The sequence below is a fragment of the Weissella confusa genome (genome assembly GCA_041871065.1).
GTDB lineage: Bacteria > Bacillota > Bacilli > Lactobacillales > Lactobacillaceae > Weissella > Weissella confusa_A.
The window spans coordinates 115,167-138,602 of the sequence record CP168942.1; the positions used below are offsets into that span (position 1 = coordinate 115,167).

General features: G+C 45.8%; 19 protein-coding genes, 1 pseudogene, 1 riboswitch and 1 other annotated feature. Of the genes and pseudogenes, 17 read left to right on the forward strand and 3 right to left on the reverse strand.

Annotated elements, in window-relative coordinates; translation table 11 throughout:
- The 5 genes from ACAW68_00475 (at position 1) to tyrS (ending at position 5,759) form a co-directional block, all read left to right on the forward strand.
- Positions 1 to 1,434 (forward strand): basic amino acid/polyamine antiporter, encoded by a 1,434-nt coding sequence (locus ACAW68_00475; GenBank protein XGA16089.1) that lies wholly within the window; start codon positions 1 to 3, stop codon positions 1,432 to 1,434.
- A 19-nt stretch (positions 1,435 to 1,453) separates the two neighbouring features.
- The gene (gene arcC, locus ACAW68_00480) at positions 1,454 to 2,395 is read left to right on the forward strand and encodes a carbamate kinase (GenBank protein ID XGA16090.1); all 942 of its coding nucleotides are present in this window, start codon (positions 1,454 to 1,456) and stop codon (positions 2,393 to 2,395) included.
- Positions 2,396 to 2,505: 110 nt separating this feature from the next.
- Positions 2,506 to 3,207 (forward strand): PucR family transcriptional regulator, encoded by a 702-nt coding sequence (locus ACAW68_00485; protein ID XGA16091.1) that lies wholly within the window; start codon positions 2,506 to 2,508, stop codon positions 3,205 to 3,207.
- A gap of 88 nt (positions 3,208 to 3,295) precedes the next feature.
- A complete protein-coding gene (locus tag ACAW68_00490) occupies positions 3,296 to 4,210 on the forward strand; it encodes a TSUP family transporter (GenBank protein XGA16092.1) in 915 nt (304 codons plus the stop codon).
- A gap of 289 nt (positions 4,211 to 4,499) precedes the next feature.
- Complete coding sequence (gene tyrS, locus ACAW68_00495) at positions 4,500 to 5,759, forward strand: tyrosine--tRNA ligase (protein XGA16093.1); 1,260 nt, start codon at positions 4,500 to 4,502, stop codon at positions 5,757 to 5,759.
- 60 nt (positions 5,760 to 5,819) lie between these two features.
- On the opposite strand, the gene ACAW68_00500 is transcribed toward tyrS, so the two are convergent.
- Positions 5,820 to 7,022: a VanZ family protein gene (locus tag ACAW68_00500; protein XGA16094.1), complete on the reverse strand. Its 1,203-nt coding sequence runs from the start codon at positions 7,020 to 7,022 to the stop codon at positions 5,820 to 5,822.
- A 181-nt stretch (positions 7,023 to 7,203) separates the two neighbouring features.
- Here ACAW68_00500 and ACAW68_00505 point away from each other — a divergent pair, with 181 nt between their 5' ends.
- The 5 genes from ACAW68_00505 to ACAW68_00525 all read left to right on the forward strand — a co-directional run bounded on the left by ACAW68_00505 (position 7,204) and on the right by ACAW68_00525 (position 11,739).
- Entirely contained in the window at positions 7,204 to 8,148 is a 945-nt protein-coding gene (locus ACAW68_00505) for an NADP-dependent oxidoreductase (GenBank protein ID XGA16095.1), read from the forward strand.
- A gap of 112 nt (positions 8,149 to 8,260) precedes the next feature.
- Positions 8,261 to 9,010: a glycosyltransferase family 2 protein gene (locus ACAW68_00510; GenBank protein ID XGA16096.1), complete on the forward strand. Its 750-nt coding sequence runs from the start codon at positions 8,261 to 8,263 to the stop codon at positions 9,008 to 9,010.
- Between the two features lie 74 nt (positions 9,011 to 9,084).
- Positions 9,085 to 9,423, forward strand: a complete 339-nt coding sequence (locus ACAW68_00515; protein XGA16097.1) for a thioredoxin family protein — start codon at positions 9,085 to 9,087, stop codon at positions 9,421 to 9,423.
- Positions 9,424 to 9,497: 74 nt separating this feature from the next.
- Positions 9,498 to 9,737 (forward strand) — a binding site (T-box leader).
- Positions 9,738 to 9,832: 95 nt separating this feature from the next.
- A complete protein-coding gene (locus tag ACAW68_00520) occupies positions 9,833 to 10,333 on the forward strand; it encodes a GAF domain-containing protein (protein ID XGA16098.1) in 501 nt (166 codons plus the stop codon).
- Positions 10,334 to 10,398: 65 nt separating this feature from the next.
- Positions 10,399 to 11,739 carry an NAD(P)/FAD-dependent oxidoreductase gene (locus ACAW68_00525; protein ID XGA16099.1) on the forward strand — a complete coding sequence of 447 codons (1,341 nt, stop codon included), beginning with the start codon at positions 10,399 to 10,401 and terminating at the stop codon, positions 11,737 to 11,739.
- Between the two features lie 43 nt (positions 11,740 to 11,782).
- Here the strand turns inward: ACAW68_00525 and ACAW68_00530 are convergent, their stop codons facing one another.
- Positions 11,783 to 12,181 (reverse strand): hypothetical protein, encoded by a 399-nt coding sequence (locus tag ACAW68_00530; protein XGA16100.1) that lies wholly within the window; start codon positions 12,179 to 12,181, stop codon positions 11,783 to 11,785.
- Positions 12,182 to 12,339: 158 nt separating this feature from the next.
- Positions 12,340 to 12,438, forward strand: a riboswitch (purine riboswitch).
- 114 nt (positions 12,439 to 12,552) lie between these two features.
- Between ACAW68_00530 and ACAW68_00535 the strand changes: the two genes are divergently transcribed.
- The 3 genes from ACAW68_00535 to ACAW68_00545 all read left to right on the forward strand — a co-directional run bounded on the left by ACAW68_00535 (position 12,553) and on the right by ACAW68_00545 (position 15,483).
- The gene (locus tag ACAW68_00535; GenBank protein ID XGA16101.1) at positions 12,553 to 13,872 is read left to right on the forward strand and encodes a nucleobase:cation symporter-2 family protein; all 1,320 of its coding nucleotides are present in this window, start codon (positions 12,553 to 12,555) and stop codon (positions 13,870 to 13,872) included.
- Positions 13,872 to 14,444, forward strand: a complete 573-nt coding sequence (locus tag ACAW68_00540; protein XGA16102.1) for a xanthine phosphoribosyltransferase — start codon at positions 13,872 to 13,874, stop codon at positions 14,442 to 14,444. The genes ACAW68_00535 and ACAW68_00540 overlap by 1 nt, the downstream gene beginning before the upstream one ends.
- Before the next feature lie 85 nt (positions 14,445 to 14,529).
- Positions 14,530 to 15,483 carry an aldo/keto reductase family oxidoreductase gene (locus tag ACAW68_00545; GenBank protein ID XGA16103.1) on the forward strand — a complete coding sequence of 318 codons (954 nt, stop codon included), beginning with the start codon at positions 14,530 to 14,532 and terminating at the stop codon, positions 15,481 to 15,483.
- 242 nt (positions 15,484 to 15,725) lie between these two features.
- Here ACAW68_00545 and ACAW68_00550 read toward each other — a convergent pair.
- Positions 15,726 to 17,341: pseudogene (locus tag ACAW68_00550) on the reverse strand (L-lactate permease).
- Between the two features lie 193 nt (positions 17,342 to 17,534).
- On the opposite strand from ACAW68_00550, the gene ACAW68_00555 reads away from it, so the two are divergent.
- The 4 genes from ACAW68_00555 to ACAW68_00570 all read left to right on the forward strand — a co-directional run bounded on the left by ACAW68_00555 (position 17,535) and on the right by ACAW68_00570 (position 23,269).
- Entirely contained in the window at positions 17,535 to 19,034 is a 1,500-nt protein-coding gene (locus tag ACAW68_00555) for a helix-turn-helix domain-containing protein (GenBank protein XGA16104.1), read from the forward strand.
- A 94-nt stretch (positions 19,035 to 19,128) separates the two neighbouring features.
- Positions 19,129 to 19,998, forward strand: a complete 870-nt coding sequence (locus ACAW68_00560) for an NAD(P)-dependent oxidoreductase (protein ID XGA16105.1) — start codon at positions 19,129 to 19,131, stop codon at positions 19,996 to 19,998.
- Between the two features lie 143 nt (positions 19,999 to 20,141).
- The gene (locus ACAW68_00565; GenBank protein XGA16106.1) at positions 20,142 to 21,743 is read left to right on the forward strand and encodes a glycosyltransferase family 4 protein; all 1,602 of its coding nucleotides are present in this window, start codon (positions 20,142 to 20,144) and stop codon (positions 21,741 to 21,743) included.
- An 11-nt stretch (positions 21,744 to 21,754) separates the two neighbouring features.
- Positions 21,755 to 23,269 (forward strand): glycosyltransferase, encoded by a 1,515-nt coding sequence (locus tag ACAW68_00570; GenBank protein XGA16107.1) that lies wholly within the window; start codon positions 21,755 to 21,757, stop codon positions 23,267 to 23,269.
- The last annotated feature ends 167 nt before the right edge of the window (positions 23,270 to 23,436 follow it).

Sequence of the window (23,436 nt, forward strand, 5' to 3'; positions counted from 1 at the left end):
ATGGCAGATACTAAGGATAAAGGAATTGCTTTACCTGCCTTAGTAGCGCTGGTCGTTAGTTCTGCTATCGGTGCTGGAATCTTTGATTTGCCAGCAACTTTGGCCCAAGGTGCAACGCCTGGAGCGGCCATCCTTGCCTGGGTAATTACGGGATTTGGTATCTTGATGTTGGCATTGAGTCTTAATCACTTGGTGCTGACGAAGCCTGAACTAACTGGTGTTTCTGACTATGCGCGTGCCGGGTTTGGTGATTTTGCTGGATTTATTTCCGGCTGGGGATACTGGTTGTCAGCTTGGCTAGGTAACGTTGCCTTCGCAACGATGCTGATGTCAGCGTTAGGTTACTTCTTTCCGCCACTTAAATCTGGAAACAGTGTCAGCGCCATTATTGTCGCGTCAATTGTGTCATGGGCACTAACGTTGCTTGTCACGCATGGTATCGAATCGGCTGCAGCCATCAATACGATTGTGACGGTGACTAAGTTAGTACCGATCTTCGCCTTTGTTGTCATCGCTTTCTTGAGTATGAAGGCGGGGGTCTTTACGGCACACTTCTGGCAAAACATGACCACTAATGTGCAAGGCCAACTGGTCTTTTCAAACGCAACGGGTGCGGGGATCTTTGCGCAAGTTAAGGGTTGTGTCATGGCCATGATGTGGGTCTTCGTTGGAATTGAAGGCGCTACGATGATGGCGTCACGTGCCAAGAAGAAGTCCGATGCAGGAAAGGCCACGATTATCGGCTTGGTTTCTTTGCTGATTATCTACATGGTTGTTTCGATTTTGCCTTATGGTTATTTGTCACTAGAACAATTGCGCGGGATGCAACACCCAGCGCTACTGTACCTGTTTGAAAGCATGACGGGTCGTTTGGGTGGTGCGTTCATCAGTGTTGGTTTGATTATTTCGATTTTGGGAGCTTGGTTGCCATGGACGATGTTGCCAGTTGAAGCAACGTCATTGATGGCAGAACAACGTTTGCTACCAAAGTGGTTCGGTTCATTAAACAAGTACCGTGCCCCACAACACTCATTGTTGTTGACGCAAATTTTGATTCAAATTTTCCTTATTACGTTGCTCTTTACTGATCAGGCCTACAACTTTGCATACTCATTGTGTACTGCATCAATTGTTGTCTGCTACGTATTAGTTGAGGCTTACGAATTAAAGCTTGGTATCGGCTCAAAGAAGTGGTCCGTTATCTTACCAGGTTTGATTACGGTTGTCTTTGAAGTCGCTGCGATTGTCTTCTCAGGTTTGCAGTACTTGTGGTTGTGCACAATTCTTTATGTTTTGGGATTTGTGTTGTACTACCGGGCACGCAAGGAAGACGGTAAGCAAGTGACCAAGTCAGAGTACGTGATGATGGGAATTGTCTTGTTGCTCGCAGTAGCAGCAATCGTTGCCTTAGCCACAGGCAGCTTAAAGATTTAAGAGATTGGAGAAATGTAATATGACAAAGCGAATTGTTGTTGCACTTGGTGGAAATGCAATTTTGACGGATGATCCGAGTGCAGAAGCGCAACAAGCAGCCTTGCAACAAACGGCAAAGTACTTGGTTAACTTTTTGGAAATGGGGGATGTTCAACTTGTTTTGACGCACGGAAACGGGCCACAAGTTGGTAACCTTGTTTTGCAACAATTGGATGGTAGTTCAGCGAAGAACCCAGCCATGCCATTGGATACCGTTGGGGCAATGACCCAAGGTGAGATTGGGTTGTGGTTGGCGGATGCCTTGAATGAAGAAATCATTAGTCGCGGGTTGGATCAAAAGGTAGCAACTGTTTTGACCCGTACGGTGGTCGATGCAAACGATGCAGCCTTCGAGCAACCAACTAAGCCAATTGGGCCATTCTACACAGCCGAAGAAGCAAAAACTGTTCGTGATGAACACCCAGATTGGACAATCGTTGAGGACGCGGGTCGCGGCTACCGCCGTGTTGTGCCTTCTCCAAAGCCAATCAGTATTATGGAGGCGGATGCGATTCGAACGCTTGCGCAAGAAGGTGTCACGCTAATTGCAGCCGGTGGTGGTGGTGTCCCAGTTGTTCGCAAGGACAATGACATTACGGGTGTTGAAGCGGTTATTGATAAGGACCTTACTGCAGCTAAGTTGGCCGAATTGGTCGAAGCTGATGAACTAGTCATTCTAACGGCCGTGCAATACGTCACGAAAGACTTCAAGAAGCCAACTCAGGAAGACATCAAACAAGCAACGGTTGCCCAAATGCAAGCGTTGGTTGATGAAGGTCAATTCCCGGCTGGTTCAATGAAGCCAAAGGTTGAGGCAGCAATGAGCTTTGTTACTGCCACTGGTCGTAATGCAGTCATTACATCATTGGATAATATTGCAGCATATCTTGAAAATGGGGATGGAACGGTAATTACCGCGTAATCTCAACGAAACAGACGGTTTCCGTATAAAGGACACCGTCTGTTTTTTCATTTGTGAAAGCGTATACTTATCAAAAGAAGAGTTTTCACAATGAACAGAAGGGGATTAGCATGCTACAGAAATTTATGACGGAATGGCTGTATATTTCTGACTACGATACGCCGGTCAGTCGCGAGTTTGTCGGAGAAGCTAATATTCATGGTGTTGATTTAGCAAAACAGTATGTGGCGGTTGTTGTTAAGGGGGAGACAGCAACTATGCCGGAATATAATCTAGCGCTGGATTTAGATCAATATCGGCGATGCTACATTATGACGGACGAATGCGTCCCAAGTTTTACAAGTGCTTTAGCTGATTCTTTTAGTGCCGGCATTGGCACGGCGCATTTTGATATTTCGGCCAGTATTAAGGAAGCTTTGTATATCAATCTTTTGACGGATGATATTAACCGTGTATTGCGGTATGACAAGTTTGCTTATCTGATTAATATCGCCAAGACTCAGTCGGCAGATAAAAATATCGTTGCGTACTTTACCCGTTTAGACGAAGAGGCACAGTTAACTTTGTGGATTTATGCCAATAATGGCGCCATTACAGAAACGGCAGAACAATTGCACGTGCACCCGAAAACAGTGCGTTATCGTTTGAATAAAGTGATGGCAACGACGGGGTTGGATCCCAAGGTGGGTGTGGATTTAGTGCCTTTGATTGTGAGTTATATCCAAGGTAAAACGCAGGATTACGACATTTTAGTTGGTGAGTTGCAGAGCATCTCTGATCGCATGTTACCGCGTGATAAGCAAGCGCATTAATTGCAACTGATGCAAAAAAGATGCCGGGTTCACTGATTTTTGGTAAACTAAGTACTCGGACAAACTTTTTTTAATCAGGAGATTTATTATGACAGAACAACTAGTATTACGGGCCTTGCAGGCGATATTAATCATTGCGTTAATCGGTATGGCGATTTTGTATACCGTTTCAATGCGTCGAAATAAGATTAATCCACTCCGTAAGTTTGTCCCGGGATTCCTGATTGGATTTATCACAGATTTTGGCGATACATTGGGTATCGGATCGTTTGCAACGACAACGGCTTTGTTCAAGGGGACGAAGTGGTTGGATGATGACCGTAAGCTACCAGGAACGATGAACGCAGCGCACGCCATTCCGGTGTTCGTTGAAGCATTGTTCTTCCTGTCAGCAGTTAAAATCGAAGTGACAACTTTGGTGCCAATGACACTAGCAGCCATCACCGGCGCTGCGTTTGGAACGCGTATCACGGCTAACTGGCCGGTACGTAAAATGCAACGTGGGTTGTCGATTGGTTTGGCATTGGCAGCCATTGCGATGCTGATTAAGCTTATTGCAAACCCAGGTCATGCTGATTCAATGGCCGTTCACGGTTTGCACGGCTGGTTGCTAGTACTTGGTTTGGTCGTGAACTTCACCTTGGGTGTTTTGATGACTATCGGGTTGGGTAACTACACACCTGAGTTGATTTTCTTCTCATTGGTTGGGGTTAACCCATTGGTCGCTTTCCCAGTGATGATGATGGATGCGGCGATGATTATGATGACGTCAGCTATCGGCTTCGTCCGCACAGGTCGAATTGAGTGGCGTGGTTTCACCGGAATCATCGTTGGTGGTGTACTCGGTGTTATTGTTGCCGCAACCGTGGTGACGGGTATTAACATCACAGTGCTAAGCTACTTCATCGTGGCATTGGCAGCATATACAGCGTTCAACTTGTATCGCGATTCACGCAAGCCAGAACCGGCTGATGTTATCAATAATGATATGGCAAACAACTAGTAAACGTGCTACAATCTACCTATCGCATGAGCGGTTTCAGTAGATAATCGGTGGACAATCAGAGAGTTAGTGGTCGTTGTGAACTAACCAATTCCGAAGCTCGAATTACACCCGCATAAACCTCATGTGCGTTGCCCCAACGTTACTGGGAAGATGAGTGGTCACAGCATACTGTGGCAAATTAGGTGGTACCGCGTTTAACAGCGCCCTAATCAGTGTTATAGCTGGTTGGGGCGCTTTTTTTGTACCCGACCAGCGGCGATTACATCATTTTTAGAGGAGAATAGTTATGGCAGAAGATATTTTGCAAGAACTTGAATGGCGTGGTGCCATCAACCAAACCACTGACGAAGCTGGTTTGCGTGATCAAATGGCTAAGGAACAAATTGGGGTATACGTTGGTATTGACCCAACTGGTGACTCAATGCACATCGGTCACTTGATTCCATTTATGATTTTGAAGCGATTCCAATTGGCTGGTCAAAAGCCAGTTATCGTTGTGGGTGGTGCCACTGGTTCAATCGGTGACCCATCAGGTAAGAAGTCAGAGCGTAAGTTGTTGTCACAAGAAGACGTAGCCGCTAACGTTGAAAAGATTCGTGCCCAAATGGTTAAGTTGTTTGGTGAAGATGGTTTCACGATTGTTAACAACTTTGACTGGTTGGGAAAGTTGTCATTGCTAGACATGTTGCGTGAGTACGGTAAGTTGTTCTCAATCAACACGATGTTGGCTAAGGACGTGGTTGCATCACGTTTGGAAGCAGGAATCTCATTTACTGAGTTCACGTACCAAATCTTGCAATCAATCGACTTCCACGAGTTGTGGAAGCGCGAAAACGTGCGTTTGCAAGTTGGTGGATCGGACCAATGGGGTAACATTACTGGTGGTATCGATTTGATCCACAAGCTTGAAGGTGGTGAAGCACCAGCCTTTGGTTTGACGGTGCCTTTGTTGTTGAAGGCCGACGGTACAAAGTTTGGTAAGACTGAAGGTGGAGCTGTTTGGCTTGACCCTGAAAAGACGACGCCATTCGAATTCTACCAATTCTGGTTGAACACGGCTGATTCAGACGTTGAGAAGATGTTGAAGTACTTCACGTTCTTGTCACAAGACGAAATCGCTGGATTGGTTGCTGACTTGCAAGAGAACGCAGCTGCTCGTAACGCACAACGTCGTTTGGCTCAAGAAGTCACAACGTTCGTTCACGGTGCTGATGCTGTTAAGACGGCTGAGACGATGACGAAGGTCTTGTTCGGTAACGCTGACGTGTCAGAATTGACGACCGATGAAGTCGCAATCTTGGCTGGAAACGTGCCAACGTTCGAAATCGACAACGCTGAAATCGGCTTGTTGGATTTGGTTGTTGCCGCTGGCTTGGAAAAGTCAAAGACGGCCGCACGTAAGTCTGTTAAGGACGGTGCTATCCGTATCAACGGTGAGCAAATCACTGACGAAGAAGCGGTTATCAACCCAGCTGCAAAGTACGATGGTAAGTACGTCATCGTAAAGCGCGGTAAGAAGAAGTGGGCCGTTGCGGTTGTTCGTTAATGAACTAACTACTATATAAATAAGTAAAGGGCACTGCATATTTTTGCAGTGCCCTTTTGACTATTGATGACGCTCGCTGCGCGTGGTTGGTTGCTTAGGCGCAACCTCAGGTGTAGCGGGTGTTTTTGGTTGTTCTTGCATAATTGGCGCGTCGGCCATTGTCGTTTGCTTGACGATCGCTTCTGAACCAACGCCACTGATCTTTTCATATAGTAGCTTGTGTTGCGGACGGAAGATTGTGATTAACCAATCTAGGACCAACACAACGGCTGGGGCCGCAAACAAGAGAATGAACGTGTATGTTCGGTTCAACAATTCAGCTGATACCGTTCCAGTTGAACCAATGAGTTGCAACCAGAATGGGAAGAAGCAAATTGTAAAGCCGACCATCAAACCATTTCGAATGAAAATGCGCCAACGTTGTGACTTAGCCACATCATAACGGGTGCGGACAATCAGTTGACCAGGCGTTGCACCAATCAAGAATGGCACAATCCCCCAAACGATGAGGTATGATACAAGGTCAGTTGCTGTTTGGTTTGACACGACTTGATTAAGAATGAAGCCGATAATTGATGCGATAACGAAATCCACGCCGAATGATAGTAGACGACGTACCAGCGTGACACGGTGGCCAAGGCTGCGTGCACGTTCATCCATGCGGTCACGGGATGGGAAAATCAACCCAAGTAGTGGGGCGAAAATCCAACCGATCACGCCACCCATGGTGTTCAAAATGAGGTCGTCAACGTCGAACAAGCGGTATGGGCGCCAGTAGATGTGATACAACGCGGTATATTGCGTCGTTTCGTAAAACGCTGTTAGCATCATCGTTAGAATTAACGTTGTGAAGAAACCGCGATTAAAGTAAAAGTGCAAATACATACCGAATGGTACGGTTAGCAACACGTTAAAGGCTGCCTGCGTAAATGATGGATCCAACAAGCCGGCCTTCAACCCGCCACCGTGGAAGTAGGGGTTGTCGTTAAAGAAGGTACGGACGACTTGGAGTGGATCTAAGTTCATAGTCTGTGCGTGAATCGCCTGCAAATGCTCCAAGGTTGCTTCCGTTGGCAACGGCAAAATAACCATGAAGTAGGCGGTCTTAAAGTAAAAAACGAAACTAAACGTCATCACCGTATGCCAAAAGGTCACGGATCCGAAGCGACGATATTGTAAAAACAAAAATGGTACGAATAAAACAATTAGTATGATTGGAAACGCAATAATTGCGTCTTTGATAGGTACGCCAAAGCCTCCCACAACACTTTCCTCCGCTTTTCTGTCATACTAAGAGTATACAGTCTAGACCACTAAATTTCACAAAGTTGGCATTTTCTGTTGCATTTACTTTTCGTAAGTGTAGAATTAGTTGCATAAATATTGATTAGATATTGATAGATTTTTATTTGAGATTTTTTGAAGCGAAAGAAGGACTTAGGATATGACTACGATGAAGGCCGTTGTATTTGACGAATTTGGAGACGTTGATGTCTTCCACGAAGCTGAAGTAGAAGTACCAGTTTTGACGAAGGGTAGCATCTTGATCAAGCAAGCTGCTATCGCAATGGACCCATACGACGTTAAGTTCCGTGCCGGTGCCTTTGGTGTGCCTGCAAAGGAAAACATGATCGGTGGATCAACGATTGCCGGTGTTGTTGAAGCAGTTGCCGCTGACGTAACTGAGTTCAAGGTTGGTGAGCGCGTTGTTGCTGTACCACACGAGCACGGATACGCAGAGTATGCTGTTGTTGATGCTGACACTGCTGGTCACTTGCCAGATTCAGTTTCATTTGAAGATGCAGCCGCTTTGGCCTTGGGTGGTCAAACTGGTTACCAAGCCGTTGTTGATGCATTGAACTTGCAAGAAGGTGAGTTAATCTTGATCCACGGTGGTGCCGGTGCTGTTGGTTACGCTGCTTTGCAAACTGCTTTGTACCGTGGCGCATCAAAGATCTACACGACATCATTGCCTACTGACATTGCCTACCTACACGAGTTGAACGCCGACATCGAGACGATCGACTTCACGACGCAAAAGTTTACTGACGTGATTCCAGAGTCATCAGTTGATACTGTTGTTGAAATCATCGGTGGTAACAACGCTTTGGGTTCAATGCAAGTTTTGAAGGAAGGTGGACGCATCGTGTCTACTGTTCCTTTGGGCGACGACGTTAAGGCTGCCCGTGATGCCAAGAACATCAAGGGTGACTACTACGTGATGCAATCAACGACTGAAGTTTTGACGAAGTTGATGGAGCACTTGGGAAACGGTGACTACAAGGTTGCTGTTGCTGAAGTAAAGCCATTCAACTTGGAGAACTTGAAGGAAGGTCACAAGATTGTTGAGTCACAAGCCGTTCACGGTAAGGTTGTTTTGACTTTCTAATTTGACCAACCACAATTAAACGCACATCAGAAAATCCGCACGACCTTTTTCCACCGGTCGTGCGGATTTTAGTTTATAGTGGTCTTGAAATTAAACAAAAGAGGAAAATACAATGTATAAGGAACCACTCGTGACGGTTGCTGTGTTGAGTCACAATCTTGAGGGATACATTGGCCACAGCCTAAAAACCGTAAATAAGCAAACGTATAAGAACATGGACATTGTGATTTTGGATGATGCGTCAACAGATGACACGATGTCAGAAATTAACCACTGGGCAGCTCGTGATGACCGTATGCGTGTTATTAAGAATAACAAGCGTAAAGGTGTTGCGGCTGTTCGCAATCAGGCGCTAGACCAAATTCTCGGTAAGTATTTTATCTTCGTGGATGGGGATGACCAATTGGCGCCATCATTTGTTGAAACGCTGGTCGGTGCTTTGGAAGAAAATCCTGACATTAGCATTGCGAGTGTTGGTTTTAGTTGGGGAGCTAGTGGTGCCCCAAAGAAGGCACATGAAGTGACCTTCCGCAAAATTGATCGCGCTGGCATGTTTGAAGGTGTGACGCACCGTGGTCACGTTATTTCAGGTATGGTCTGGAACAAGATTTACCGTTCAGCAGATTTGTTGGATAGTAAGGTCCGTTTCGATGAAACGCTTGAATTGGCTGAAGACCACTTGTGGATTGCCCAAGTGGTTGCGTCAAGGGCGATGTCAGAGTACTCGTTGTTTGCGACAGATGTCCTTTATAACAAGGTGTCTCGTTCAACGAGTATCATTCACACCGCATCACACGCCTTGCGTGAACGTGAGCGTGAAATCGATCAACAAATCGCCCGCATCGGTGATGACATCATTTAATGAGAAAACGCTGGCCACTTTTCATTGGTCAGCGTTTTTGTTATGCTTCTCCTTAAAGAATGGGGGAAAGAAACATGCAATTTTATGAACCAACCGCAAATGATGATGCGACGATTGAGGCAGTTATTAAGCAACCAGGGAAGCAATTAATGTTTTTGCAAGCGGACTGGTGTGGTGACTGCAAAGCGATTAAGCCGTTTGTGCAACAATTCAAAGATACGGTAATCGACCGCGGAGCAAATTGGGTGGATGCTGATCGTGACGCGAATTTAGCTGTCGCCCAAGAACAAGGCCTGATGGGTATTCCAGCATTTGTCTTGTTTGAAGATGGTCAACAAGTCGCACACATTGGAAATGGTGAACGTTTGAATCCGAAGGACGTTCAAAATTGGATTAATGAATATGTTGGCTAATATGAAAGAACTCTCATATTAGTTGTTGACATTCTAATTTTTAGTGTGTATGATAAAGCACATAAAGTTAAGACATGAATTCGGTGATGAGAAGAGTAGTGTTACGAATGAACCCAGAAAGCGATTGGTTGATGTGAAATCGTTTCGTTCAAGGCATGAAGATGAGCTCGGAGAAATGACGTCGGTGCAAGCTGATGTCACGGTAGGAACCGTTATCTTCCCTGGTTTATCCGCTTTAGTGCGGCGAACTGTAGAGGTGTATTTGGTGACAAGTACATAAATTAGGGTGGTAACACGATAAAGTCGTCCCTAGCTAGAGATTATTCTGGCTAGGGGCGGCTTTTTCTTTTTAGTCACCGCATTCATGACGAAAATAGAGAGAGTATTTAATAAACGAGGTATATAGATTATGGCAATTGAGATTACACGCGCAGAAGCAGACACATTGTTGAAGACACCATTGATTTCAAAGTTGTTGATTGAATGGATCAAGGGGGAAGAATCAGAAAAGTTCCCGCTAGCCAACTTGGCTAACGCCTCAGCCATCTTGTTTGAAAACTTGAAGCAAGTTAACTGGGCTGGTTTCTACTTGTACGACGAGAAGGTTGATGAGTTGATTCTTGGACCTTTCTTGGGTAAGCCAGCGGTTGTCCGCATCAAGCCTGGTTCAGGTGTAGTTGGTGAGTCATTCACAAAGCAAGAAACGATTACGGTTGCTGACGTGCACGTCTTTGACGGTCACATCGCGTGCGACCCAGCATCAAACGCTGAAATCGTGGTACCATTGACGACGGCCGATGGTAAGCGCTTGGGTGTCTTGGATATCGACTCAACGGCCTTCAACCGTTTCGGTGCCAAGGAAAAGGCTGAGCTTGAGCACTTCGTTAAGACTTTGTTGCAATACATCTAATCAGAAGTCACTAGACAATCCTGATAGAATAGAGTTACAAAATTAAAGTTAACGAGGAGTAAGACATGGCAGAGACATTACACTATGACGTGGCAATTATTGGTGCTGGACCAGCCGGTTTGGCCGCTGCGGAAGATGTGAAGGCTGCAGGTAAGTCAGTCGTTTTGATTGAAAAGTACCTATGGGGTGGAACATGCCCAAATTATGGTTGCGATCCTAAGAAGATTTTGTTGGCCGCTGTTGAAGCCAAGGAACACGTGGACTTCCTACGTGGGGATGGTGTTGACGGTAAGGTTGATATTAACTGGGAAGACTTGATGGGCCGTAAGATGCGCTTCACGGAAGCAATTCCTGACAAGACGGTTCACTCATTGGACGCTAACGGCATTGGTCACATTTACGGGGCAGCTCACTTTATCAATGAAGATACAGTGATTGTGCACGGTGATGAAGATGTTGAAGTGCAAGCAACTGACTGGATTTTGACGGTTGGTCAACGACCAGCTGAATTGGAAATTCCTGGGGCTGAATACACAATCAACTCTGAGCAATTCTTGAGCTTGGCTGAGATGCCTGAAGACATTGTGATTATTGGTGGTGGCTACATTGCCGTTGAGTTCGCCTCAATCGCAGCTGGTGCAGGGGCACAAGTTCACTTGGTTGTCCGTGGTAGTGAGTTGTTGTCAGAATTTGACGAAGCATTTGTTGATACGCTATTCGATCAATTGGATGACCGTGGCATTCGTATTTACTTCAACACAGAAGTTACGGAAGTGGCGAAGACGGATGACGGCTACTCAGCAACGTTGAGTTTTGGTAGCACGATTCCAGCCGGTGTGGTTGTCCGCGCGGTTGGCCGTGTTGGAAACAACGACACGCTACAATTGGAGAACGCCGGTGTTGAAGATGACATCCACGGTATTAACGTTGATGAATTCTTGCGTACGTCAAACCCACACATTTATGCAGCGGGTGACGTGGCCAACACAAGCAAGCCACGTATCACGACGGTTGGTTACTACGAGGCGCGTTATGCAGCGTCAGTTATCCTAGGTCATGACCAACCAATCGAATACCCAGCGGTGCCGGTTGTGGTTTACGGTACGCCTAAGTTGGCAGCGGTTGGTGTGCCAACGCAATATGCTGAAGAAAACGGCTATTCAGTCCGCGATATCGACATGACGAACTGGTTCACGTATTACCGTACTGGTGAGCCAGCGGCCCGTGCCAAGGTTGTCTTAGATGCCGACAAGAAGTTGGTAGGCGCAACGGTTTTGAGTGCGCATGCTGATGAGTTGATTAATTACTTCACTGAAGCAATTAACAACAAGGATGGCTACCAAGCGATCCGTGATCGTTTGTACGCGTACCCAACGCCAGCATCAGATTTGGAATACTTCTTCTAACAAAATAACGGCCAGGAATTTGTTTCCTGGCCGTTTTCTTTATTTACTGTACTGGTGCGCTGGTGTGTGACAGCACGGTCTTGCAATCACGGCTAACCACAACCGTGTGCGTTAATTCGCCGTCTTCAAATGTCACTTCAACTGTTCGATCAGTTGGGTTATAAACCTCATTCGTTGCGGAAACTGAGTCTGGATTCACCTTGGCAGCCGTTGCAGCGGTCTTTAAGGCTTTCTCCAACATGGCGCTACTATCTGACTTTTTTGTCCCAGATGATTGCACCGTCAAAGCCTCCTCAGCGCCGTGCAACACCCCACGTTGATAACCGTTTGAATGCCCGAGAAAATAAGCTGCTGTGATAATTGCGCCCATCATTAAGACGAGGCAAAAGATAACTACAGCAGGTAACCGGTTTGTTCGTTTGTGGGGTTCAATAGGACGCATACAACTTTCTCCTAAATTGTTAATACTTAATATGATTAACTATACCCGCAAAAAGTTGGGGATTCATGCCAGAAATGACATGTAAACACGAACTTTGAATAGCGATTTTCTGAAAAACGCTTGCAAATTCGTACACTTTTGGTATATTTGATGAAACAAATGAGAACGTAATCACTATCGGTATAATTGCTGGAGAATGGCCGGCGAGTTCCTACCCGTTTCCCAAGAGACGGACTACCGATAGTGTTTTGAGATATCTAATTGCACCCATTCTGCATGCTTTTTTGCGTGTGAATGGGTGCTTTTTAGTTCTATCGAATCACCTAATTGGGGTAGTGGTTACACAGAAGAGATGGAGGGATTTGTTTATCATGGAAGCCGTCACAGAAGTTGGGGTTACAACGCACACTAAGACATCCAAATTGCAGGAGGCAGTTTTGGGATTACAACACGTCTTAGCGATGTATTCAGGTGGTATTTTGGTGCCACTGTTGATTGGAACGGCTTTACATTTTTCGCCACAACAAATGGCGTATCTGATTTCAGCGGACATTTTTATGACGGGAATCGGAACATTACTGCAACTTAAGAGCACACGATTGACGGGAATCGCCATGCCAGTCGTGCTAGGGTCTGCAATTCAATCGGTGACACCATTGATTAATATCGGTGGCACGTTGGGTGTTGGTGCCATGTACGGTGCGACGATTTCAGCAGGTATCTTTGTGTTCTTGATTGCGGGTTTGTTTGCGCGCCTGCGTGAGTATTTCCCGCCAGTTGTGACGGGATCATTAATTACGGTCATTGGATTTACGTTGATTCCAGTCGGCATTCAAAACCTTGGTGGTGGTGATGTTGCAGCAAAATCATTTGGAAGCGCCGCGAATTTATCGGTTGGTGTGTTCACCATGGCTGTCATTGTTCTGGTTAGCTTGTTAGCGAAGGGCTTTACGAAAGCTATTTCGATTCTGCTCGGTATTATCCTAGGCACAATTTTTGCTGGATTACTCGGTATGGTTTCATTGGCACCGGTTGCGGAAGCATCTTGGTTCCACTTACCAACGCCATTTTTCTTGGGAACGCCAACTTTCCACTCATCGGCTATCGTCACAATGATTATAATTGCGTTAACGTCGATGATTGAGTCAACTGGTGTGTACTTCGCCTTGGCTGACCTAACTGGTCGCAAGTTAACGAATAATGATATGGCAAAGGGATATCGTGCTGAAGGGTTGGCCGTTATTTTGTCAGGTTTGTTTAACACCTTTCCATACTCAACATTTTCACAAAACGTTGGGGTGGTGCGTTTGTCTGGTGTGAAATCAAAGGCGCCGATTTACTATGCTGCCGGCATTCTGTTGTTGATTGGCTTGTTGCCAAAGTTTGGTGCTTTAGCAACAATCATCCCAACATCAGTGTTGGGTGGTGCAATGGTGATTTTGTTCGGCACGATTGGTGTACAAGGAACGACGATCTTGCGCAAGGTGGATTTTGCCAAGGAACGTAATTTGATGATTGCCGCAATCTCGATTGGGGCTGGTATTGGGGTGACGGTTTACCCACAAATTTTCCAACACTTACCAGAGTTGGTTCGATTGGTTATCGAAAATGCAGTGGTTGTAACGTCAGTATTAGCAGTGTTCTTAAACATTGTTTTGCCAGGACGTGAAAAAGAAACAGGGGATGAATAATGAAGTTGCTAGAGGAACGAATTAAGCAAGACGGACGTGTCATTGGAACAGAAGTTTTGAAGGTTGATAACTTCTTAAATCACCAAGTTGATCCGGCTTTGATGAAGGCGATGGGGGATGAATTCGCCCGTTTGTTCGCGGATGCCAAGGTAGATAAGGTGCTGACAGTTGAGTCATCAGGGATTGCGCCGGCTGTCTTTACAGCATTAGCATTGAACGTCCCAATGGTGTTTGCACGTAAGAAGAAGTCACTCACGCTATCTGAGGACCACTACACGGCGGATGTGTACTCATTTACCAAGCAAGAAACAAACCACGTTATTGTTGACAAGCGCTTCATTCAACCAGGTGAACGTTTGTTGTTGATTGATGATTTCTTGGCAAACGGTCAAGCGGTTGAAGGCATGATGCAAATTGCTAAGGCAGCTGGTGCCGAAGTTGTCGGTGTCGGCATCGTGATTGAAAAGACGTTCCAAAAGGGCCGTGCCTTGTTGGACGAGCGTGACGTTCGTGTTGAATCATTGGCTCGCATTGCTGCCTTTGACAATGGCGAAGTGGTGTTCGCGGATTAATTCATAACGAATATTCACCAGATGTTCATGGTCTTTTTTAAAGAAGAAGAGTAGACTGAGGGCATACACATGGAGGTGAGTATCAATGGCAAAAATTGATTTGGGTGGCTCAGGACTAATCGTTCCTGACGTTGCCTTGGGGGTAATGCGTATTGCTGATAAGTCTGCTGCTGAAGCACAAGCTTTGGTTGAGAAGGCTTTGGAAAAGGATGTGAACTTCTTCGACACAGCTGACATTTACGCCGCAGGTAAGAGTTCAGTTGTTTTGGGACAAGCTTTGAAGGATGCCGGTGTAAACCGTGAGGACATCTTCTTGCAATCAAAGGGTGGCATCATCCTTGAAGACGGCCAAATTTCAGGTGACGGCTGGAAGGGACCTCGTTATGACTTCTCAAAGTCACACTTGATCTCAGCTGTTGACGAAGAATTGAAGCGTCTTCAAACGGATTACTTGGATGTTTTCTTGTTGCACCGTCCAGACACGTTGATGGACCCTGAACAAGTTGCTGAAGCTTTTGATGAGTTGCAAGCATCTGGTAAGGTTAAGCACTTTGGAACATCAAACATGAACCCATGGCAAGTTGAGTTGGTCCAAGCTTCATTGAAGCAAAAGTTGGTTGCCAACCAATTGCAATTCGGTATCATGCACACGGGAATGATCGATGCTGACATTCACGTGAACATGTCAGATGAGCGTTCATTTGACCACGACGGTGGCATCTTGGCCTACTCACGCTTGAAGAACATGACAATTCAAGCATGGTCACCATTCCAATACGGCTTCTTTGAGGGACCATTTATCGACAACGATAAGTTCCCAGTATTGAACGCAAAGTTGCAAGAATTGGCTGACAAGTATGGTGTAACGAAGAACACGATTGCTGTGGCCTTCATCTTGCACCACCCAGCTAAGATGCAAGTTGTTTTGGGTTCAATGAACGTGAACCGTTTGGACGAAATGATGGACGGCGACAAGGTAACGTTGACGAACCAAGAGTGGTACGACATCTACTTTGCAGCTGGAAACGATTTGCCATAAAAAGAGCATAGAGCAACGGTTTTTGGCTGAAAGCCAAAAATCAGGTATCCGGAGATAAGTGAATAAATTCTTGGTGCGCTGTAAGCGTGCCAAAATTTGTTTGCTTATCGGAGAGATGCCTGAAGTTGCGCCAGGCGTTTAATAAGAGCATAGAGCAACGATGAATCAACAGATTCGGCGTTGCTTTTTATTTTGGCAATATAAAAAAGCCCGCTGCAAATTCAGCGGACTTTGAATGATAATTAGAATACTAGCATCACAGCACCAGCGATTCCGATCAATAGACCGTAAACGACGGCCGGAATGGCTGTCTTACGCAAGATTGCGCCTTCCTTACCAGCCAAACCAACAACGGCACTAGCAGCGACGATGTTGTGAACACAAATCATGTTACCAGCAGCGGCCCCGATAACTTGCAAGGCCAAGATGATTGGCGCTGACAAGTGAGCAGTTGCCGCAACGTCGGCTTGGATAGGTGAGAACGTCAATGTTGAAACCGTGGCACTTCCAGTAATGAAAGCACCAAGTTCACCCAAGAATGGGGCAACGAACACCCAAACGCCAGCCATGTGTTCAGACACGGTCTTGGCAATGTAAGTTGGCATTGATGGCATGTCGATGGTGTTCATCCCTGAGTTAGAGGAGACTTGCACCATAATCAATGTCACCATCAATGTGATTCCCGTGCTGACCATTGAGGCAGACACAGTCTTTGCGGCTGGCACGAATGGCTTGATTGTACGTGCTTGGACGATCAAGGCAATCAAAGCAGCCAATGTTAGGATAAATCCTGGTGAATACAAAACTGGCCAATCTGAGCTGATACCCTTGATACCAAGAATGTTTACCCAACCCAAATCAATGGCGTGGTTCATGAAATCCTTCAACCAGCCAATTGTTCGTGATAGCAACAAGAGCGCCACCACGATGAGGTAAGGTGACCAGGCCGTCAACAACGACATGTTTCCTGACGCGTGTTGATTAACTTCTTCGTCGTTTTGGACACCATCGCCAGCAAAGTTCGCACCCTTCCAAGGGTTCGTGAACGATGTCTTTGGCAACAAGAAACGTGTCTTAAGTGTGATGACGGCAATGATTAGCAATGTTAGTGGCGTCAAAATTGACACGAACTCATAACCAATTAGGTGCGCGTACACCCAAGCAAAACCATTGTATGCGATACCGATGAACAAAGCCCATGGCGTCATCTCCAACCAGTCGCGGGCTGATTTCTTGCCACGATTGAAGAATGTAACCAATAGAATAACCAACATAAGTGGCATGAATGTACCACCGAACAAATCAATCGTGGTCATTGAACGAGCAATTTCATTCATAAAATCAGTGGCGTTTGACGGTGCCACGTTACTCAACCCAACGGTTAGCGGCGTTCCCACAGCGCCGTAAGCAGCTGAAGTTGAGTCAGCAACCAAGGCCAACGTAACGGCGGCCATTGGTGTGAACCCTAAGGCAATCAACAATGGTGCTGTCACCATGGCTGGTGTCCCAAACCCAGAAACACCCTCAATCAAACCACCGAATAGGTAGGCAATCAAAACAGCCAGGATACGCATGTCAGCTGATAATGATTCGAAACCAGCATTAATACGTGTAATAGCACCGGTGTGACGCAAGACGTGCAAGACCATCAACGCCCCAAACAAAATCCATAGAATTATGTTTTGTGAATCCCTTGCAGAATTGACGCCAACATGACGTTAGTTGGAATGTGCCAGAAGAACCAGCCGGCCAATGAAACGACCGCGGCGCTAATAGCCATTCCTTTCATAGCTGGCATATTGAAAACCGCCAACAAAATTAATGGCAGAACAACTGCCAGAAGTGCAATAAGTAGCATGTAACCCCCAAGAAAACTCATTTTTTCAGTCCTCCTAATTGTACAGTAAATCACAACCGAATTGGATAGCTGTCCGGTTTTTATACGATATTTAATGACTTGTCAGGATTTAAATAATGCAGAAATTTAGTATAAATGTTAGTATCTTCTCATTGAGAGAACGTTTGGTTAATGTGGGTTGTGGTGAGAAAAAATGAAATGGATGCATGAAAAGCAAGACCGTAATAAGTTGAAGATGTTTCGCTACCTTAAGGAAATCGGGGAAGCGCCAATTACACAAATCATGACAGATTTGGATTTGTCGCGTTATTTGGTGACGACGACGGTTGAGCAATTAGTGGTTGATATTGAGATTCTCACGGGTGTGCCCGATAGCATTGTGATTGAAGATGGCTCAGATGTTATTTTCAAGTTACCGATTCAATTATTGGATTGGGAAGCTTTGGGCTTACACTACCTGCAAATATCAATTCGTGGTCAGATGATTAATGATTTGTTCCATGAACGAATTACATCTTGGGAAGACTTTGCTTTTAAGGTTGATGTCTCAGTACCAAAGATGTACAAAGAACGCGCGGCCGTTATCGAAGAACTGGCGCGTGAAGGAATCGAAATTTCTAAGGACTATCAATTAGTCGGGAACGAAGCGCACATTCGTCTATTTAAGTTGCAACTATTGTCTTATTACAATGGTCGCCGTGAATCGCCGTTCCCAGAAGAAGTGCGTGAACAAGCGCATGAATCAATTAAGCAGTTGATTGAGCCGGAATGTCCCTACTTACGCGAGACGCAATTAGTTAGTTTGCGACATTTACATGCGATTTGGTGGTTACGCCTGAAGGGGCAACACTATGTGGATGCAGCTTTGGCAGATCGTTTTTTGAAGCCAACGGATCAACTTTCTTCAAGTAGCCAACGACTCATTTTGGCTTTGAGTGGCGAGTTGCGTAAGTTGCCAGATATCACGGAAGAACAAGTGCAGGCAGAAGCGCGATTTATCATTTTGGTGTTGCACACGCTATCGATTTTCCCACACGAAACGGAATTTGAAGACGCGAGCGAGGAATCAATTGCGCACTGGCGTCTGTTTGAAAAGGCACTCCACGAAGCCTACTTGTGCTTGTTTAAGAATCGTGGTCGCCAAGAATCAATTCGCGCGGTGACACGTTCGATGCAACCCATGTTGTTGCGCTACTTGGTTTACCCATACACAGGGGATGACGACTTCGATTACATGATGGATCGTGAGCAGTTGGCGCCTGAGTTCCCAATGGCATATGAGTTTTCTGAAGATGTGTTGGAACGCTTTGCGGTGGCGACGGGCGATAATGATGTGGACTACAAGAACTTCTTACTGCCTGATTTGATGGCAGTTATTATGATGTCAGCGGACTTTTACGATCGCTTGCCAATTGTTAATTTGACGATTGATTTCGGGGCGCACCAAAGCCTTGAAAAGGTTGTGGCACAGTCGTTGCAGATGTTCCCGGGCTACAAGGTGCAGATTAACCATCTATTGACGGAGCACACGGATATTTTACTGACGGATACACCGCAACCGATTGATTTGGATTGCACGGTATTTATCTGGCACGGTATGGGAACACCAAATGAAGTTAAACAACTCCGTGATGAAATTAATCGCGTAAAGATGAAAAAGTTCTCGGCTTGGCGTAATGAACAAGCAGAATAAAAATAGTTATTAATTAGACCAAGGGCATAAGTTCTTGGTCTTTTTTGCTGGCAGTGTACAATAGACAGTACGAATAGAAGTGAGGTAACGCGAGATGAAGATTGGATTTATCGGAACGGGTGTGATGGGCCGAGGCATCATCAACAACTTGTTGAAAGCAAATTACGACGTGGTTGTGTACAACCGTACGAAGGCCCACGCCCAATCCGTGTTGGATAACGGCGCAACATGGGCTGATGGTCCAAAGGCGATTGCAGAAGCAGCCGACTTGGTCATCACGATGGTTGGTTACCCAAAGGATGTTGAAGAACAATATTATGGTGACAATGGGCTATTTGCCGGCGCACATGCAGGACAAATTTTCGTTGATATGACAACGTCAACACCAACTTTGGCTGAGCAATTGGCCGTTGATGGTGAGAAGTATGGCGTTAAGGTCTTGGACGCCCCAGTTTCTGGTGGTGATGTTGGTGCCAAGAATGGTACGTTGACGATTATGGCTGGTGGTGATCAAGCGGCTTATGACAGTTTGCAACCAATTTTTGATGTCATTTCAAAGGCTGCTAACCGCTTTGGTGTGGCTGGCCGTGGACAACACACCAAGATGGCGAACCAAATTATGATTGCTGCCACGATGTTGGGAATGTCAGAAATGATGGTTTACGCCAAGGCTGCTGATTTGGATGTTGCCAAGGTGATGGAAACGTTGGCCGCTGGTGGCGCCCAAAACTGGTCATTGGATAATTATGGTCCACGTGTTTTGGCGGGTGACTTTGAACCTGGTTTCTACGCAAAGCACTTGTTGAAGGATTTGCGTATCGCGTTGGATGAAGCAGCTAAGATGAATTTGTCTTTGCCAGCCACTGATTTGGCCGAAGCTTTGTATACAAAGTTGGTTGAACAAAAGAACCTTGGAGACGAGGGAACCCAAGCGTTGGTAAAGCTTTGGGCACAATATGCATAGAAACGAAGAAAGGCGACTGAAAGGTCGCCTTTTTTTCATACAAAATACGCAACAAGATAATACGGTTTGTTTAATATGATAACTGTTACAATAGGGATAATAATATTTAATTACTAATAAAAAGCTCATGAGAGGGCAGTACTATGAATTTCTTCGTTAATGCGACGATGCCAAACCAGAAGTCTGGTATTGAGCACGCGCAATTAAAGCGTTTTGAATTATTTAATAATCATCATGAAGATTCACGTGTCGTTTTGCGCGATTGGGATCCAGTCGCTCACATTAATGCGAATGCAGCTGGGATTCCTGACGAACAACTCATCAACATGTTTGATTATTTCCAAGAGGCGATGGCTGTAACGCCTAAGACGTTGCACGCTGAAGACCTTGATTTTGGTGTGCCAGGAACGGTGTTGGTTGATGAACCAGAGAATAACCGTTACTTGGTGAATGCACAAAACGGTCAATTGGTGGCGCGCGTTAATTATGACGCGACCGCCGATCGTCGTGTACGTTCAACTGAACTATTCGACGGCTACAACAACTTGTTCCGTGTTGATCACTATGACTCACGTGGTTTCGCCTCATTGTTGCAATGGTACACACCGGACAACAAGATTGGGACAGAAACTTGGGTGACGCCTGAAGGACGCACGGTTATCGAGACGTTCAACAAGAACACGATGGCTGGTGAGTTTGTTAAGTCTGGTTGGCGTTTGATTGAACATGATGGCCATGTTTTGCAATTCGATACAATTGAAGGATTGACGAAGCACTTCTTTGACCGTTTGAATGATGACTTCTGGCGAGATGAGAAGCCAAACGTGTTTGTCTTGGACCGTTCACACTTGGGTGATTGGGGACTTTTGCGCTTGCGTAAGCCGGCTTATATCGCCATGCACTTGCACAATTCTCACGCTGGGGATGCGCAAGACCCAATGCATTCAATTTTGAACAACCACTATGAGTTTGCGATGAATGCATTGAATGAATATGATGCCGTTGTTTCAGCGACGCACAAGCAAACGCATGATGTGAATGAGCGTTTCCAACCTAAGACGAAGCTCTTCACGATTCCGGTCGGGGTTGTACCTGATGAATTGTTGAACGCACCACGCGTGCCAGTTGCACAACGTGAATTCGGTAAGGTCATCGCCTTTGCCCGTATCGCCTGGGAAAAGCACTTGGATGACTTGGTACGTGCCGTTGGTATCGTGCACAAGGAATTCCCACAAGTCACGTTGGACTTGTACGGTTATGCTGATCCAACTGATAACTACAAGGCCCGTACTGCGGTTGAAGAAGCAATTCGCGAGTACAACTTGGATGGCGTTGTAACGATGAAGGGTTACACGACGGATATCGATGCTGTTGAAAACAATGCCATGATGTACGGTTTGACGTCACGCATGGAAGGATTTAACTTGGCGATCATGGAAGCTATTTCACACGGTTTGATTGCCTTTTCATATGATGTGAATTACGGACCAAACGAAATCGTTGAAGATGGTGTTAACGGAAACGTTGTCCCATACGAAGACTATCAAGCGATGGCCGAGGCAATGTTGAAGGTGTTGCGCGACCCTGAGTTGGCGCAACAATATTCAACCGGTGCATATGATTCGTCAGAACGTTATTCAGAAGAAAATGTCTGGCAAGCATGGCGTGGTTTGTTGGATGATGCTGAGCGCGTTTGGCCGGCTAAGTTGGCAGCCATGCCAGCACATGCCCATGATGCAAAGTAGGAGTGTGAACAATGAATTATTTTATTAGTGAAAATGTTTTTACATTTAATTCAGGGACTGAGCACTCACAAGTAAAGCGAGTGAAGTTGTTTAATGCCCAAGGACAACCGGCACTATATGTGACGCGTAATTACAATCGCTTTTTGGCGCGTGATGCGGCGTCAATTGGTTTGAACCAAGATGAAGTGCTTAACATGTATGATTTCTTCCAAGGGACGACGGCCGTTGAACGCAAGGAACAACCTTTGCGTTTGTTGGACCAAATTCCATTGGATGAGTATCACATTGAGGGGCACGGCCCAAATTACTCAACAATTAATCATGCTGGTCGTGAATTGGCCCGCGTTAATGTCATGCCAGCAACGGTTGGTTTGGTGAATGATATTCTCTACTACGACCGCTTTGGTAACACGACGGCGCGAGAAAACTATGATTGGCGTGGCTTTAAGTCATCTGTTGATTACTTCCATCCAAATGGGGCCCTGGCGGTTCAAAAGTTCTTGAACCAAGATGGTGTGCCAGTGATTGAAGTGATGCACATGAACGTGAATGGCAACATTTTGCCAACGATGTACAAGTTGTTGAACTACAAGGGTCGTGATTGGCGCTTCAATACGGAAGACCAAATGTTCTTGTTCTTCTTGAATGAGCTAACGAATGAAAACCCGGGTTCTGTCTTGGTCTCAGACCGTCGCAGTTTGGATCACGTGGTAGCGGATGTGCAATTTGCGGCAAAGAAGTTTGCTGTTTTGCACGACATTCACACACCTGACATCAAGAACCCAGTGCGCGGTAAGCTTTACGATGCCTACTTGAACGTTTTGGAACGTCGCGTAAAGGATTTTGATGCTATCTTGGTCCCAACTGTTGAACAACAACAAGATTTGCAAAAGCGTTACCCAGGTGTGACGTTCCGTGTTGCGCCAGATACCTTTGTAGATGATGCCCACTTGGCTGCCGAGCACGTGAAGTTGCCAGAGCGTATTTCACACCGCATTGCTTATGTCGGCCGTCTCTCACCTGAGAAGCGTCCTGATCAAGCGATTCGTGCATTGGCTCGCGTGGTCAAGTCAATTCCAGACGCAACGTTGGCATTCCACGGTTATCCATCGAACGTCGACATTTTGAACGAATTGAAGGCATTGGCCAAGCAATTGGATGTTGAGCAAAATGTTATCTTCGGTGACTATGTGACTGGTGAAAACTTAGCCAAGGCCTACACTGAGGCACAAGCAATTGTCCAAACGTCAGTTGCTGAAGGCTTCGGTATGAACTTGGTTGAGGCAATGAGTTACGGTGTACCGGTGGTGTCTTATGATATTACGTACGGTACGAAGGAACTGGTTGATGACGGCATGAACGGTTATGTCGTACCAGCTGGTGCGCATGGTGATATGGCGGATCGCTTAACGGCAATTTTGTCAGATACTGGTTTGTGGGCAGCCCTTTCTGAAGGTGCTTACCGCAAGGCGCAAACCTTCTCAGCTGATGAGATGATGCCACTTTGGCAAGCCGCATTACAATAATGACGATGAAAGATTCAGACCTGCGGGTTTGAATCTTTTTTTATTGCTGTCATTCCTGAAACTTTGTAAGCGCTTTATTCATAACTATCAACTAAAATTGAACAAAGTACGATTAATCGGAATGTTGATTAACGTGTTTAATCGCGAGTTATTCATAAAATCTTGGG